The sequence below is a fragment of the Bifidobacterium sp. UTCIF-38 genome, assembly GCF_006454495.1.
Taxonomy (GTDB): domain Bacteria; phylum Actinomycetota; class Actinomycetes; order Actinomycetales; family Bifidobacteriaceae; genus Bifidobacterium; species Bifidobacterium callitrichos.
The window spans coordinates 11,601-27,140 of the sequence record NZ_JFAL01000002.1 but is presented as its reverse complement, the minus strand read 5'-3'; the positions used below and the strand labels follow the sequence as shown (position 1 = coordinate 27,140).

At 65.9% G+C, this 15,540-nt stretch carries 10 protein-coding genes and 1 pseudogene; 6 read left to right on the top strand and 5 right to left on the bottom strand.

Annotated elements, in window-relative coordinates; genetic code table 11:
• Positions 1-107: 107 nt before the first annotated feature.
• From BW11_RS00650 to BW11_RS00640, 3 genes are read left to right on the top strand one after another with little or no spacing between them, the layout of a single operon-like run.
• Positions 108-1,196 carry an ABC transporter permease gene (locus tag BW11_RS00650; protein WP_140444301.1) on the top strand — a complete coding sequence of 363 codons (1,089 nt, stop codon included), beginning with the start codon at positions 108-110 and terminating at the stop codon, positions 1,194-1,196.
• Between the two features lies 1 nt (position 1,197).
• The gene (locus tag BW11_RS00645; protein ID WP_140444300.1) at positions 1,198-2,397 is read left to right on the top strand and encodes an ABC transporter permease; all 1,200 of its coding nucleotides are present in this window, start codon (positions 1,198-1,200) and stop codon (positions 2,395-2,397) included.
• A 3-nt stretch (positions 2,398-2,400) separates the two neighbouring features.
• The gene (locus BW11_RS00640; RefSeq protein WP_140444299.1) at positions 2,401-4,113 is read left to right on the top strand and encodes an ABC transporter ATP-binding protein; all 1,713 of its coding nucleotides are present in this window, start codon (positions 2,401-2,403) and stop codon (positions 4,111-4,113) included.
• 94 nt (positions 4,114-4,207) lie between these two features.
• Here BW11_RS00640 and BW11_RS00635 read toward each other — a convergent pair whose 3' ends face one another.
• Positions 4,208-4,729, bottom strand: a complete 522-nt coding sequence (locus BW11_RS00635) for an NUDIX domain-containing protein (RefSeq protein WP_043167013.1) — start codon at positions 4,727-4,729, stop codon at positions 4,208-4,210.
• Between the two features lie 3 nt (positions 4,730-4,732).
• Positions 4,733-6,334 (bottom strand): aminopeptidase P family protein, encoded by a 1,602-nt coding sequence (locus BW11_RS00630; protein ID WP_140444298.1) that lies wholly within the window; start codon positions 6,332-6,334, stop codon positions 4,733-4,735.
• Positions 6,335-6,480: 146 nt separating this feature from the next.
• Here BW11_RS00630 and tenA point away from each other — a divergent pair, with 146 nt between their 5' ends.
• Complete coding sequence (gene tenA / locus BW11_RS00625; RefSeq protein WP_140444367.1) at positions 6,481-7,233, top strand: thiaminase II; 753 nt, start codon at positions 6,481-6,483, stop codon at positions 7,231-7,233.
• Between the two features lie 94 nt (positions 7,234-7,327).
• Here tenA and BW11_RS00620 read toward each other — a convergent pair whose 3' ends face one another.
• Positions 7,328-8,176 (bottom strand): aldo/keto reductase, encoded by an 849-nt coding sequence (locus BW11_RS00620; RefSeq protein WP_140444366.1) that lies wholly within the window; start codon positions 8,174-8,176, stop codon positions 7,328-7,330.
• A 192-nt stretch (positions 8,177-8,368) separates the two neighbouring features.
• Between BW11_RS00620 and BW11_RS00615 the strand changes: the two are divergent.
• Together BW11_RS00615 and smc are read left to right on the top strand one after the other, a co-directional pair.
• Positions 8,369-9,874: pseudogene (locus BW11_RS00615) on the top strand (bifunctional folylpolyglutamate synthase/dihydrofolate synthase); the annotation flags it as partial.
• Between the two features lie 7 nt (positions 9,875-9,881).
• On the top strand, positions 9,882-13,559 hold the full coding sequence (gene smc / locus BW11_RS00610) for a chromosome segregation protein SMC (protein WP_140444296.1): 3,678 nt from the start codon (positions 9,882-9,884) through the stop codon (positions 13,557-13,559).
• Here the strand turns inward: smc and BW11_RS00605 are convergent, their stop codons facing one another.
• Positions 13,560-14,288, bottom strand: coding sequence for an aspartate/glutamate racemase family protein (locus BW11_RS00605; RefSeq protein ID WP_140444295.1), 729 nt, complete (start codon positions 14,286-14,288; stop codon positions 13,560-13,562).
• Positions 14,285-15,529 carry a carboxylate--amine ligase gene (locus tag BW11_RS00600; RefSeq protein WP_140444294.1) on the bottom strand — a complete coding sequence of 415 codons (1,245 nt, stop codon included), beginning with the start codon at positions 15,527-15,529 and terminating at the stop codon, positions 14,285-14,287. Before BW11_RS00600 ends, BW11_RS00605 begins: the two co-directional genes overlap by 4 nt.
• Positions 15,530-15,540: the final 11 nt, after the last annotated feature.

Genomic DNA, 15,540 nt, shown 5'->3' with positions numbered 1-15,540 from the left:
TCCCGCCGGCGCCGGCCGTCAGCCATGAATCGCTGACGGCCGGTATCGACGGGAGCATTATCGCATCATCACCCATTCGTACATCACTCATTCCAAAGGAGCAACGCGTGTCAGACAGCACCGCAACGGACTCCACCGGAACAAAGGCGGCCAAGCCAAAGCGGAACCGTCTGTCCGGCGGGTTCTTCCGATTCATCCTGACCAGATTCCTGCTGATCATCCCCACGGTCTTCATCCTCGTCACCATCGTCTTCTTCGTGATGCGCGCCACCGGAGACCCGATCTCCGCAGCGCTCGGCGGCCGACTCACGCCCGAGGAGCTGAGCAAGCGCATCCATGCCGCCGGCTACGACCGGCCGCTCATCGTGCAGTACCTCGACTACCTCGGCGGCCTGCTGCACGGCGACCTCGGCACGACGCTCACCGACAACCAGCCGGTCATCACCATCCTCACCCGGTACGGCGCCGCCACGTTCGAACTGGCGTTCCTCTCGCTCATCGTCGCGCTCATCGTCGGCATCGGGCTCGGCCGCATCGCCGCCCGCCACCGCGACCACGCGGCCGACGCCGGCATCCGCGTGTTCGCCATCCTGTGCTACGCGACCCCCGTGTTCTTCCTCGGTCTGGTCCTCAAGCTCATCTTCGCCGTGTGGCTCAACGTGCTGCCCTCCTCGGGTCGCTCCGACCTGACCAGCGAGATGCAGTTCCAGCGTCTCGTCTCGCCGACCGGCTTCTACATCATCGACTCGCTCCAGCTGGGCGACATGACCGTCCTTACCGACGTGCTGCGTCACGCCGTCCTGCCGGCCCTCGCGCTGGGCCTGCTGACCGCCGGCGTGTTCATCCGTCTGGTGCGCACCAACGTGATCGCCACCTACAACTCCGGCTACGTCGAGGCAGCACGCTCCCGCGGCGTGTCCGAATCGCGCCTGCTCAAGAAGCACGCATGGCGTCCGGCCCTGATCCCGATCATCACCGTCATGGGCATGCAGATCGCGATGATGCTCGCCGGAGCGGTTCTGACGGAGACGACCTTCGAATGGAAGGGACTGGGCTTCATGCTCTCCACCTATCTCAAGGCCCGCGACTTCGTGGCCGTGCAGGGCATCGTGATCCTCATCGCCATCATCGTGGCCGTCGTCAACTTCATCGTCGACGTGGTCGCCGCGCTCATCGACCCGAGAGTGAGGTACTGACATGACCGAAAGCACCGTCAACAAGGTCGGCGTGCCCGGCGACAGCCGCCTGAACGACCTCAAGGTCAACAAGTCCGGCCCGTGGTGGACCAAGGCCCCGATCATCAAGGATCTGCGCATCGCCGTCGGCTGGCAGAAGGGCATGCTCGTCACCGGACTCGTGATCACGCTCTTCTTCATCCTGCTGGCCATCTTCGCGCCGCTCATCGCACCGTACGGCTACTCGCAGATGAAGGACTCGTCCGGTCAGGCGTTCCCGACGCAGGCCGCGCCCAGCGCCGAACACATCTGGGGCACGACCGTGGGCGGCTACGACGTGTTCAGCCGCACCATCTGGGGCGCGCGCACCGCCATCATCGCCATCGTCATCGCGGTGATCCTCTCCATCTTCGCCGGCGTGCTGCTCGGACTCGTCTCCGGCTACTTCGGCGGATGGGTCGACCGCGTGCTCGTCGTGATCGCCGACGCGATCTACTCGTTCCCGTCCCTGCTGCTCGCCATCCTCATGGCCATCATGATCTCCGGCGGCCAGTCCGGCCTGTGGAGCGGCATCCTCGCTTCCGGCATCTCGATCACCGTGGTGTACATCCCACAGTACTTCCGCACGATCCGCGCCGAGGTGGTGCGCATCAAGTCCTCCGCGTACGTCGAATCCGCGAAGGTCGTCGGCGCCTCCACCTGGCGCATCATGACCAAGCACCTGCTCAAGAACTCCACCCGTACCCTGCCGGTGATTCTCACGCTCAACTCCTCCGAGGCGATCCTGACCCTCGCCGGACTGGGCTTCCTCGGCTTCGGCATCGAGCCGACCGCCGCCTCCGAATGGGGCTACGATCTGAACCGCTCCGTCGCCGACGTGACCGCCGGCATCTGGTGGACGGCCATCTTCCCGGGCCTGGCGATCGTGCTCATCGTGCTCGGCATCACGCTCGTCGGCGAATCGCTCAACGATCTGGCCGATCCGCGTCTGCGCGCCCGCAAGTCCGCCGGCGAGGTCGTCGGCTCGATCGAGGACACCTCCGTGGACCCGAGCGAGAAGCCCGGCGTGCGCAACGAGGTCGTCGCCGAGCTCGACGCGGCCAGGAACCCGCTCGCCCCCGGCGAGACGCCCGTCACCGTCATCGACCACGATCCGGCGATCCCGGGCAGCGAATGGACCGGCGAGGGCAAGGCCCCCGCCTCGGATGAAGGAAAGGAGTGAACCATGACCGAGTCCCAGAACGACAATCTCGCCGAGATCAAGGACCTGTCCGTCTCCTTCATGACCGACGCAGGATCCATCAAGGCGATCGACAGGATCAACTTCACCATCCCGCGCAAGACCGTCGTCGGCGTGGTCGGCGAATCCGGCTCCGGCAAGTCCGTGACCGCACGATCGATCATCAAGCTCCTGCCCGAGACCGCCACCACCTCCGGCGCCGTCTACCTGTCCAAGCGCGACGGCTCCGACTCGCTCGACGTGCTCTCCCTGAGCGGCGAACAGTTGCGCGAGGTGCGCGGCTCCGAGGCCGCGATGGTCTTCCAGGAGCCCAACTCGGTGCTGAACCCGGTGTACACCATCGGCTGGCAGATCGAAGAGGGCCTGCGTGCGCACGGCATGAAGGACAAGAAGGAGCTGCGCGCCAAGGCCATCGACATCCTGAAGAAGGTCGGCATCCCGGACGCCGAGACGCGCGTGGACTACTATCCGCACCAGTTCTCCGGCGGTCAGAAGCAGCGCATCGTCATCGCGATGGCGCTGGTGTTGAACCCCGGTCTCATCCTCGCCGACGAGCCCACCACCGCGCTCGACGTCACCGTTCAGGCCGAGATCCTCGACCTGCTGCGCCTCGCCCGCGACGAGTTCGACGCCTCCGTACTCATCATCACGCACAACATGGGCGTCATCGCCGACATCGCCGATCAGGTCGTCGTCATGTACCGCGGCCACGTCGTCGAACAGGGCACGGTCGATCAGATCTTCTACCATCCTCAGGCCGACTACACCAAGCGCCTGCTCGGCGCCGTGCCGCGCATCGGGCAGAAGCTCACCGTGTACGACCGCGACGGCAGGGTGTTGGAGCGTGAGTCCGACTGGCGCGAACAGCCGGTGGCCGTCGAGGCGAAGGGACTGACGATCACCTACCCGGGCCACCTCATGCAGCCCGACTTCAAGGCGGTCGACGGCATCGACTTCACCATCCACCGTTCCGAGGTGCTTGGACTCGTGGGCGAATCCGGTTCCGGCAAATCCACGACGGGCCGTGCGATCGCCGGCCTGCAGAAGGTCTCCGGCGGCTCGCTCAACGTGCTCGGCATCGAGATGAACGGCGTCAAGGAACGCGACTTCAAGCCCAAGCGCGCCGACATCGGCTTCGTGTTCCAGGATCCGGGAAGCTCGTTCAACCCGCTGATGACCATCGCCGAGAACGTGGCCGAGCCGCTCATCGTGCACGGCAAGTACGGTTCCGTCGCCGAGGCGAGGAACTACGTGGGCGACCTGCTCGAAATGGTGCAGCTGCCGCGCGCGTACATGAACCGATTCCCGCATGAGCTCTCCGGCGGCCAGCGGCAGAGGGCGTCGCTCGCGCGCGGACTCGCGTTGAAGCCGTCGCTGCTCATCGCCGACGAGCCGACCTCCGCACTGGACGTGTCCGTGCAGGCGAAGGTGCTCCAGCTGTTCAAGAAGCTGCAGGTCGAGATCGGCTTCGCATGTCTGTTCATCACCCACGATCTGGCGGTCGTCGACATGCTCGCCGACCGCATCATGGTGATGCACAAGGGCCGCATCGTCGAGCACGGCGACGCGGACGACATCATGCAGCGTCCGCAGAACCCGTACACGAAGAAGCTGCTGGCCTCGCTGCCGGTGCCCGACCCGCGCGAGCAGCGCATCCACCGCGATCAGCTCCACGAGCTGCTCGCCTCCGAGGCATGATGGGGCTCCGATCTTGCTGATATGAGAGAGGCCGTCGCTGAGTGATTCTCAGCGACGGCCTCTCTCTGTTGCCGTTTGTCGGCGTTGCGATCCGCTAGTGCTGTTCTCCGTCGAACACGAACAGCGCGTGGGAGTCGCCCTTGGCCTTGTTCTCGATGTACGTGCGGAACAGCGCGAGGCGTTCCACCGTGCTGGCCGCGAGAGGCTCGGGCAGCCGGTCCAGATCGAACCAGCCGACGGAAAGGCTCTCCTCGTCGCCGACGAACGGGTCGGCGTTGCCGCCGGGCTTCAGCGCGCACAGGAACGAATGGTCCATGTACATCGTGTTATCGCCGTTCGCATAGGTGATGACCTTGTCGGAGGAGGTGACGGCCACCAGATCGGTGACAATCGCGTCGACGCCGGTCTCCTCCTTGATCTCGCGCACCACGGTGTCGGCGGGCTGCTCACCCGGCTCGTTGATGCCGTAGACCATCGCCCATTCGCCGGTGTCCGAACGGCGGCCGAGCAGCAGCTGCCCGCGATCATTGAGCACGCAGCCGGTCACGCCGTTGAGCCACAGGAGATCATGGCCGATCTTCTTGCGCAGTTCGAGCACGAATTCGGGAGTCGGCATGGTTCAGCGCTCCTGACCGGCCGCGGCGCGTTCGCGCATCCACTCCTCGACGTCCTCGATCTGCTTCGGGATGCCGGCGGAGATCCATTCGGGGCCGTTCTCGGTCATGAGCACGTCGTCCTCGATGCGGATGCCGATGCCACGGTACTCCGGCGGGATCAGTAGATCGTCCTCACGGAAGTACAGGCCCGGCTCGATCGTGAAGATCATGCCCGGACGGATCGGTGCGCCCTGATACGACTCGAAACGAGCCTGCGCGCAGTCGTGCACGTCGAGACCAAGGTGATGCGCCACGCCGCAGGCGAGCCAACGGCGATGCTGCTGGCCCTCGGGGGAGAGGGACGTCTCCACGTCCACCGGCAGCAGACCCCAGTCGTGCAGACGCTCGGCGATCACACGCATGCACGCGTGGTGGATGTCCGAATACGTGGCACCCGGTTTGGCGGCCTCGAAGCCGGCCTGCTGGGAGTCGAGCACCGCCTGGTACAGACGCTTCTGCAGATCGGTGAACTTGCCGTTGGTGGGGAAGGTACGGGTGATGTCCGCCGTGTACAGGGAGTCGACCTCGACGCCCGCGTCGACGAGCAGCATGTCGCCGGTTTTCACGACGCCGGTGTTGCGCATCCAGTGCAGGATCGGGGCGTGCGGGCCGGAGGCGACGATCGAATCGTAGCCGACCGCGTTGCCGAGCTCGCGGGAGACCGCGTTGAACGCGCCTTCGAGGATGCGTTCGGAACGCGGCTTGTCAAGCGCGGACGGCAGCGAGGAGAGCAGACGGTCGAAGCCGTGCTTGGTGGCGTCGACGGCCTTGCGCATCTCGCCGATCTCATAGGCGTCCTTGACCATGCGGGCCTCGGACGTGAACTCGTGCAGCTTGTCGTCGTCGGCGGCGTTCCTATCCGGATCGGCCGCACCGTTCGCCTCGCGCACCGACTCGACGAGCGCGGTGATCTTCGGGTCGGTCTCGCGCATCACGCGCACGCGCACGGCGCCGGCCTCCGCACCCACGTCCTTGGACAGGGCGTCGGCCAGCTGCGCGATGTCATGCGTCTCGATGCCCGTCATCGCGGTCATCTCCTTGAGGCCTGCGCGCGGGCCGACCCAGTACTCGCCGTAGTGCGGGTTCATGAAGAAGTCGGTGGTGGAGTTGTCGGCGCGGGGGGCGACGAACAGCTCCGGCACATGGGTCTGGCCGGCCTTGGCCTCGGGGGAGTCCGGGTCCACCGGGTTGAGGACCAGCACGGCGCCCGCCTCGTAGTCGACGCCGAGACCGGTGTAGTACGCGAAGGCGGTGTCCGGACGGAACATGTAGTCGCAGTCGTTGTTGCGCACCTTGGGGCTTCCGGCGGGGATCACCAGACGCTCGCCCGGAAAGGCGGCGCCGAGGGCCTTGAGCCTTGCCGGCGTGAACTTCGAGGATTCCAGCGGCTCGATGTCCGGCTCGTCATCCGCCCATCCGGAGCGCATGAACTCCTTGAACGCCTCGGAGCGCGGACGCAGCGAACGGTTGTTCACTCGGTCGCTCATCGCCTGATCCGGGCCCGGCGCGTTCCGGCGCTCCTCGGCCTCGTACTGCTTGTCCTTGTCGGTGACGACATCACCCATGGATTACTCCTCCCTGGTGAATACTTTCTCATAGAAGGGTCTCGTGTTACCGTTCCCATCCTAGTACGCTGTCGTGCTGTACCACCACCCATTCATGCCCGCCCACAACCCACCCACGCACCATCGAAAGGGAGCATTCCATGGCCATGCCATTCGATCCATTCGACGCCGAGTCGTTCGGCGCGATCACCCTCGACCATCTGCCGCCGTTCGCGACACGCCTGCGTAAGGCCGCCGACCTCGTCTGGGAGGAGGGATACCTCCAGCCGTTCCTGCGCGAGCTCGGCGAGGGAACGCTGCCGCGCGAGAAGTTCGCCTTCTACCTGCTACAGGACTACCGTTATCTGGCCGACTACGCGAAGGTCCACGCGCTGGGGCTCACCAAGACGCGCGACCCGGAGGTGATGCGGTTCATGGCCGACGTGCAGAACGCCATCTTCGCCGTCGAATCCTCGATGCACAGGAAGTACATGGCGGCCTACGGGATCACCGAGGAGGAGATGAACTCGGTGCGCCAGTCCGCGTTCGCCCGCGCCTATACGTCGAACATCCTGTCGATCGCCTACGGCGGCGACCTCCTCGACATACTCGTCGCCGTGCTGCCGTGCGCGTGGGTGTACGCCGACTACGGCCAGTGCCTCGCCCGCGAGTTCGCCGGCACGCTCGAGACCAACCCGTACGCAAGCTGGGTCGACATGTACAAAACCGACGAGTTCTGGTCCGGATCCGCGTGGCTGATCGGACAGATCGAACGGCGCGTGGCGGGCCTCGACGAGACCCGCCTTGAGGAGCTCACCGACATCTTCGTCACCGGAGTCGAGAACGAGTACATGTTCTGGGCGAGCGCCTACGACATGCAGTACTCGTGGAAGAGCGAGTGGGACGCCGCTCGCTCCTGAAACACCTCTCGTCCCTCTGACCGGAGATTCCCGGCCCCCTCTGACGAGGGGGCTGTCAGCTGGAAGCTGACTGGGGGAGAGAAACGCCCCCCTCTCAGGCCTCCTCGTGCCAGTGCGGGTTCTGACCGAACGTGTACCCTTCCGGGTTGTCCATCGCCGCGATGTCGCGCATATCCTGCTCGTCGAGCGCGAAGCCGGTCAGGTCGAGGTTCGCGCGCTGGCGCTCGCGGTGCAGCGACTTGGGGATCGCCACGTCGCCCAGCTGCAGGTGCCAGCGCAGGATCGCCGCCACGGGGGAGACGCCGTGCTTGTCGGCGATGCGCGTGATGGTCGGGTCCTTGAGCATCTGGTTGGCGCGTCCCAGCGGGCTCCACGCCTCGGTGATGATGCCGTGCGCCTCGTCGTAGGCGCGCTGTTCGCTCTGCTGGAAGAACGGGTGCAGTTCGACCTGGTTGACGGCGGGCGTCACGCCGGTGGCGCGGATGAGCAGGTCGATGTGGCCGGGCAGGAAGTTGCTCACGCCGATGTGCCTGACGATGCCCTGCCTCTGCGCGTCGACGAGCGCCTGCCACGCCTCGACGAACTGCCCCTGCGACGGGTTCGGCCAGTGGATCAGATACAGGTCGATGTAGTCGAGGCCCATGCGAGCCACCGACTCCTCGATCGTCTCGCGCGCCTGATCGTATTGGTGATGACGACCGGGCAGCTTCGAGGTGACGATGATGTCCTCGCGCGGCACCTCGGACTCACGGATCGCCCTGCCGACCACGCCCTCGTTCTCGTAGTTGAACGCGGAGTCGATGAGCCGGTAGCCGACCTCCAGCGCCGACGTGATCGCCTCGACGCCGGCGAATCCGTTGACCTTGTACGTGCCGAAGCCGATGGCCGGCAGCTCCAGTCCGTCATGCGCCCTGCGCACGGGAATGGCCGGAGGTTCAAGCAGTGTTGCCATGATGATCCCTTCGTTGGTGTCATATATCGATGTCATGGGCGCTCATCGTGAGCTTCGCCCATGACCACTGTACGCCGGATTGACGGACGTTCGGGTTTCTCCGTTGGGGATGTCGGTCGGACTGCCGATCGGCTATCATTGTGTGGTTTGAGCACAGTGAAGCACAGCAGGGAGCGTAGAGGAATGTCATTCGAACATCCGAACAGGAACGGGGAGTCGATCGAGGACGTCGAGCTGGACATCATGAGCCGGCCGCCGGAGCACAACACCACCAATCTCGATCTGGACCGCATGAATCTGATGCTGGACCTGCTGGGCCACCCGGAGGACTCGTTCCGCGTGATCCACGTGACCGGCACCAACGGCAAGGGCTCGACCGCGCGCATGGCCGAGGCCATCTGCCGCGCCTACGGCATGCGCACCGGCCTCTACACCTCGCCGCATCTGGAGAAGATCAACGAACGCATCGCCATCGACGGACAGGAGCTGTCCGACGACGACTTCATCGACGCCTGGGATCAGATCAAGGATCTCGTCGCCATGGTCGACAAGCAGATGAGCGAGCAGGGCAAGCCGCGCATGAGCTTCTTCGAGGTGCTCACCTCGATGGCCATCTGGAAGTTCGCCGACGCCCCGGTCGACGTGGCCGTCGTCGAGGTCGGCATGGGCGGCGCATGGGACGCCACCAACGTGCTCGACGCCGACGCGGCGATCATCGGACCGGTCGACATGGACCACATGCAGTGGCTCGGCGACACCGTCGAGCAGATCGCCGCAGAGAAGGCCGGCATCATCAAGCCCGACTGCACCGCCGTCATCGGCCCGCAGCCCCACGCCGAAGCCGTCATGCCGATCCTCGAGGCCGCCGCCGAACGCAACCACGCCAAGCTGGTGCGTGACGGCTACGAGATGGAGGTCGTCTCCCGCACCCCGGCCGTCGGCGGTCAGGTCGTCACCCTCAACACCCCGCTCGGCACGTACGAGGAGGTTCCGATCGCCAAGTTCGGCGAGCATCAGGCGCACAACGCGCTCGCCGCGCTCGCCGCCTGCGAGGCGGTGATCCCGGTCTCCGGCGCGCTCGACGGCGACATCGTCGCCGAGGCGCTCTCCGGCGTGAAGATCCCCGGACGCATCGAGCAGATCCGCACCTCGCCGACCATCATCGTCGACGGCGGACACAACGTGAACGCCGCCGAATCGCTGCGCGCCGCCATCGAGGAGAACTACCACTTCGAACAGCTCGTCGGCGTCGTCGCCATGATGGAGGACAAGCAGGTCGAGGAGTATCTGGGCGTGCTCGAGCCGATCCTGAGTCAGGTGGTCGTCACCGAGAACTCGTGGCGTGACCGCGTCATGCCGGCCGACGAGCTGGAGAAGATCGCCGTGGAGGTGTTCGGCCGCGACCGCGTCATCAAGGAGCCGGAACTGCCCGACGCGATCCAGACCGCCGTGAACCTCGTCGACGAAGCCGACGATCTCGGCGTTGGCTACGGCCACGGCGTGCTCATCTGCGGCAGCTTCGTTACCGCGGGCGACGCGCGCACCATGCTCAAGGAGCACATGAGCCCCGTCATGAAAAAGGCGATGAGCATCCACCAGCCCGTCGTCGACCCCGACGACACGGACATCACCGACGAGACGGACTTCGACGCCGAGCAGTCCGACGAGGAAGCGACGAACAAGGACGAGTAACTAGGTGTATCTCAAGGAACTCACCCTCAAAGGCTTCAAATCCTTCGCATCCGCAACCACCCTGCGCTTCGAGCCCGGCATCACCGCCGTGGTCGGCCCCAACGGTTCGGGCAAGTCGAACATCGTCGACGCCCTGACCTGGGTCATGGGCGAACAGGGCGCGAAGAACCTGCGCGGCGCCTCGATGGAGGACGTGATCTTCGCAGGCACGTCCTCCCGACCCGCGTTGGGACGCGCACAGGTCAGCCTCACCATCGACAACACCGACCACACGCTGGACATCGACTACGACGAGGTCACGATCTCGCGCACGATCTTCCGCAACGGCGGCTCCGAATACGCGATCAACGGCTCGCCATGCCGCCTGCTCGACATCCAGGAGCTTCTGAGCGACACCGGTCTGGGCCAGCAGATGCACGTCATCGTCGGTCAGGGGCGCCTCGATTCGATCCTCAAGGCCGACCCAGCAGGACACCGCGCCTTCATCGAGGAGGCCGCCGGCATCCTCAAGCATCGCAAACGCAAGGAACGCGCGTTGCGCAAGCTCGCCAACACCGAGACCAACCTCAGTCGTCTCGACGACCTTCTGGGCGAGATCCGACGCCAGATGGGCCCGCTCGGACGGCAGGCGCGAGTCTCCCGCCGCGCCGACGCCATCCAGATCACGCTGCGCGACGCCAAATCCCGCCTGTACGCCGACGACGCCGTCACCTCGACGGCGAAACGCGACGACGTGCGCGCCGAGCTCACCCGCGTGCGCGGCGAACTCACCGCGTCACGCCGCAGCCTCGCCCGGATCAAGGTGAGCATCGAGCAGGCCGAGGCCTCCATCAGCTCGTCCAGTCCGGCCCTCGACCGGCTGAATCGCACATGGCGCTCCCTGACGCAGATCCAGGAGCGGTTGCGCTCGCTGTCGGCGCTCGCCGATGAGCGCGGCGACTCCCTGCTTCGTCAGGTGATCGACAATCCGGGGGAGGATCCGACGATCCTCGAGCATCGCGCCGTCGAACTCGACGAGCAGGCGGCCGCGCAGTCCGCCGTGGCCGACAACGCGCGGATCGCACTCGACAAGGCCACCGAAGGGCGTGCGGCCGACGAGCAGCGGCTCGCAGCCGTCCGGCAGACCCTGATCGAACTGCGTCGTACCCAGCAGGAGCGGGGCGAGCGCATCGCCGGCCTGCGCGAGATGATCGCTCGCGAGGAGGGCGCCGTGCAGCTGGGCGCCGGTCGGGTCAGGGACCTCGAAACCCAATTGGCCGCGCTGGTGGAGGAGCATGGCGAGGCGGTAGGGCTGCGTGCCCGTCTCAAGGGCGAGTCGGATCCGGACGGCGACGACGGCTCCGAGGCGCTGGACGCGGCGCACACGCGCCTCGCCGACAGCCGCGACGCATTGGGCGAACTGCTCGACCGGCGCCGGGAGCTCGGCGCACGGGTGATCTCACTGGAGGCCAAGGCCGACGCGCTGAAGGACACGTTGGAGAACCGCAACGCCGCAGGCGCGCTCGAATCCGATGTTCAGGCCGGCGTGCTGGGCAGGCTCACCGATTTCATCCATGTGGCCGACGGCTGGGAGGAGGCCGTGGCGCATGCGCTCGGACGGTACGCCAGTGCGCTGGTCGTACCCGATGGAACGCACATGCTGCACGCACTCGAACGGGCACGCGTCGACCGTCTCGGCAGGGCCGTGGTCGTCAACGCGTCCGGCGAAGCCGCGCCTGCTTCGTCTGCGCCTGCTTCGTCCGTGCCGGCGTCCGCATCCGATAAGACCGCTGCGACGAGCCTCGCCTCCCTGATCGAGGCCGATCCGGACGCGTCCGATCCCGCGCTCGCCGCACGCGTCGTCGACGCGGTGCGTGCGCTGATCGGTGACTATGTGATCGCCGACGATGCCGAGGCCGCACAGCGGATGGTGTCCGATACAGCCTCCTCACGGCCCGGCATGCACGCCGTCACCCGCGAGGGTGAGGTGTTCGCCGACGGCGTTGCCGCGTCCGGAGGCTCCTCGCTGTCACAGAGCGATCTGACGCTGAACGCCAAGCGGAATCGCGCATTGAAGCAGGTCAGGGAGCTCAACGTCGAACTGGCGAAGCTCGATGCGGAGGTGAAGAGCGCGCAGGCGGTACGCGATGAGGCCGCGCGCATGGTCGATCAGGCGGTGCAGCGGCGGACGGAACGCCGTCTCAGGGCCCGCCAGGCCGAGGCATCGCTCAAGGAGGCGAACGATCGCGTCGCCGCTCTGGAACGACGCATCGCCGACCTGAAGGATCGCATCGAACGCATCGACGTCGAACGCGCATCGCATCGCGAGCGTCTCGACGATCTGAACGGGATGCTCGAGGCCGCCGGTCACGCCGATGACGGCGATGCCGATGTCGACGGCCTCACCGAGCGTGAGCGCGCGTTGGAGTCGGCGCTTTCATTGGCGCGCGATCAGGAGACGGCGGCGCGTATCGCGTGGACCGAATCGAGCCGCAAGGCCGAATCGCTGGCCCGTCAGGCGGGATTGCTGCACGCCAATGCGAAGGAGGCGGCCGAACGCCGCGCCCGTGTCGAGACGGTGAACGCGGCACGCCGGCAGCAGGCCGAACAGGCCCGGAACGTGGCCCGTGACGCCCGAGGGGCGGAGACGCTGGTGGCCGAGGCCATCGCCGATGTCGTGGATCGCCGCGACAGACTGCAGGCCGCCGCCTCCGGCCGCAACGAGGAGCTCAGGGCCCTTCGCGAACAACGCAACGCCATCGAGCCAACGGTGGGCGAGCTGGCCGCGCGCGAACACGAGCTCGACGTGGTGCGTGAGCGGCTCGCCTCCGAGCATGACCAGCTGGAGGCGAGGATCCGTGACGAGCTCGCGATGGGCGTCGAGGATCTCATCGCAGAATACGGCCCCGACAGGCCGGTGCCGGTGCTCGACGAGACCGGCGCGCCGATTCCGTTGGAGACGACCGACGACGATGCGAACGATGCCGGTGCCACCGATGGTGATGCCGCTGATGCGGCAGACACCTGTTACCGAACCACGCCCTACGTGCGCGCCGAACAGGAGCGTCGCCTCGAGAAGGCGAAGCGCGATCTGACGGCCCTGGGCAAGGTGAACCCGCTGGCGGTCGAGGAGTACGCCGCGCTCGAGGAACGCAACCGGTACCTCAACGAGCAGCGTGATGATGTGGCGAGGTCCCGCGACGATCTGATGGGGCTTATCGATGAACTCGACAGGACGATGGTCGGCGTGTTCCGCACCGCCTTCGACGACACCGCCAAGGCGTTCGAGTCGATGTTCGCCACCCTGTTCCCCGGCGGCACGGGCAGACTGCGTCTCGAGAACCCCGACGACATGCTGACGACCGGTGTGATCGTCGAGGCGAGCCCCGCCGGCAAGCGGGTGAAGCGACTGAGCCTGCTGTCCGGAGGTGAACGGTCCCTGACCGCGCTGGCGCTGCTGTTCGCGATCTTCACCGCGCGCCCCAGCCCGTTCTACGTGATGGACGAGGTCGAGGCCGCGCTGGATGACGTGAATCTGACGCGTCTGCTCAACGCGCTGAACAGGCTGCGCGAGCACGCTCAGCTCATCGTCATCACGCACCAGCAGCGCACGATGTCCATCGCCGACGCCCTCTACGGCGTCACGATGCGCGCCGACGGCGTCACCGCCGTCATCAGCCAGCGCATCACCAACCCCGCCTGATCAGGATAGCCGCAGTCTCTTCGCGCGCGCGATGGTATCGTCCACCAGCACCGCCTGCGCGTCGACAAGTGGCAGCTGCGGCATCGGGAACGCCTCGTTGAGCACGCTCAGCTCGGTGCATCCGAGCACGAGCGCGTCGGCGCGGCACGAGCCGGCCGGGTCGAGCATGGCGGAGAGCACCGCCTCGTATCGGCCCCGGTCGAGCCCGCGATCGCCCTTGACGTCGTCGTAGATCAGCGAGGTGATGCGATCCTGCAGCTCGTCGTCCGGCTCGATGAACTCGTATCCGGCCTCCTCGGCGGCCTGGCGGTACACGCCGGAGGCGCGCGATCCCATTGTGCCGAGGAATCCCAAGCGAGGGAAGCGGTCGGCCGGGTAGCGCGAGGCGAGACGAGCCACCGCGCCTCGCGGCATGTGCAGGATCGGCACGGGGGTGAGGGCCTGGAACTGATCGTAGAAGTAGTGGGCCGTGTTGCAGGTGAGCACGATGAAGCTCGCGCCGATGGCCGTGGCCTTGTCGATGTCGTCGGCGATCACCGGGAACGGGTCGTCGTCCGACTGTCCGGTGATGAACGCGGTGCGATCGGGCACGCCCGCATCGTTGAACACGACGTAGTCGAGGTAGTCCTGATCGCAGGTCGCGTGGATGCCGGCGTTGACGAGGCGCACGTAGCTTTCCGTGGCCAGCGATCCCATGCCGCCGAGGACGGCGAAGAACGGTCTTCTCACTTCAAATCGCCCTTCTGCTTGAAGTACTTCGCGTAGCTCTTCTTATAGATCGAGAACATGTGCCGGATCATCAGCCAGCGCAGCGGGTTCATGTCCTTGTCGTACTCGAGCGTGGTGCCCCAGTCGCCGGACTTCATCATCGCGAGCCCGCGGTCCTTGTCCTCGCCGGGGGCCACGTAGTCGGTGAAGATCGAACGGGGGATCTCCAGCCACAGCTTCGAGCCGCGGCCGAACACCGTGTTCCCGTCGAACGGCGTGTCCTCGACGAGGTCGTCGACGAAGTATTTGGCAAGGTTGAACCCGTTGAGCGTGACGAAGTAGCTGGAGCGGCCCTGACGCAGGTTGATCTCGAACAGCTTGTACTCGCCGTCGCGCTCGTCGTACTTCATATCGAAGTTCGCGACGCCCTCGTAGCCGATGGTCTCGAGGAACGACTTGATGCGGTCGAACACCTGCTGGTTGAAGTCGGGGATGATCGCCGCGTAGTTGCCGGCCGCCACGGGGGAGGGGTCCTCGAGCAGCGGATGGCCGAGGAACATCATGCGCACGCGGTGGTGATGGTCCACATAGGCGTTGAGCACGCGCATGCGGGAGTCGTCTCCGGGGATGAAGTCCTGGATGACCATCTCGGACTTGTATCCGGCGTCGTAGGCACGTCGGATCATCACGTCCAGATCGTCCGGATTGTCGAAGATGTACGCCTTGCGTCGGCCCTCGAAGTCGATGCCGAGCCATTCCACGGAGTTCGCCGGCTTCATGGCCACCGGGTAGTCGAAGGGCAGATCCTTGTACGCGCCGAGCCTGACGTCCTCGGCGGTGACGGTCTTCGTCTTGGGATGCGGCAGCCCGTACTGCTCGCACAGCTGGTAGAAGGTGGCCTTGTAGGCCAGCTTGCGCGACAGCCTGATGTCGAGGGTGTTGTAGACGAAGTACCTGCGCAGATCGTCGCCGCACTGGCTCAGGAGGTTCGCGTACACGTCGCCGCAGGGGATGAGCAGCAGCGCGCGATCGGGGTCCTCCGCCTTCATCCGCTTGCCGAGACTCAGCATGAAGTCGCGGAAGGTGACGAAGTTGTCGAAGTCGGGCACGATGTGGACGTTGACGATCCTGCTGAACTTCGTGGGGCTCAGCTGGAAGTAGGCGTAGGCGTCCGAGACGATGCCGTACTCCTCATGGAATGCACGGGCCATGCCGTACACGTTGATGTCGCTACCGAGCAGAATCGGTTGAAATCGGGTCATGGTTGCTCACC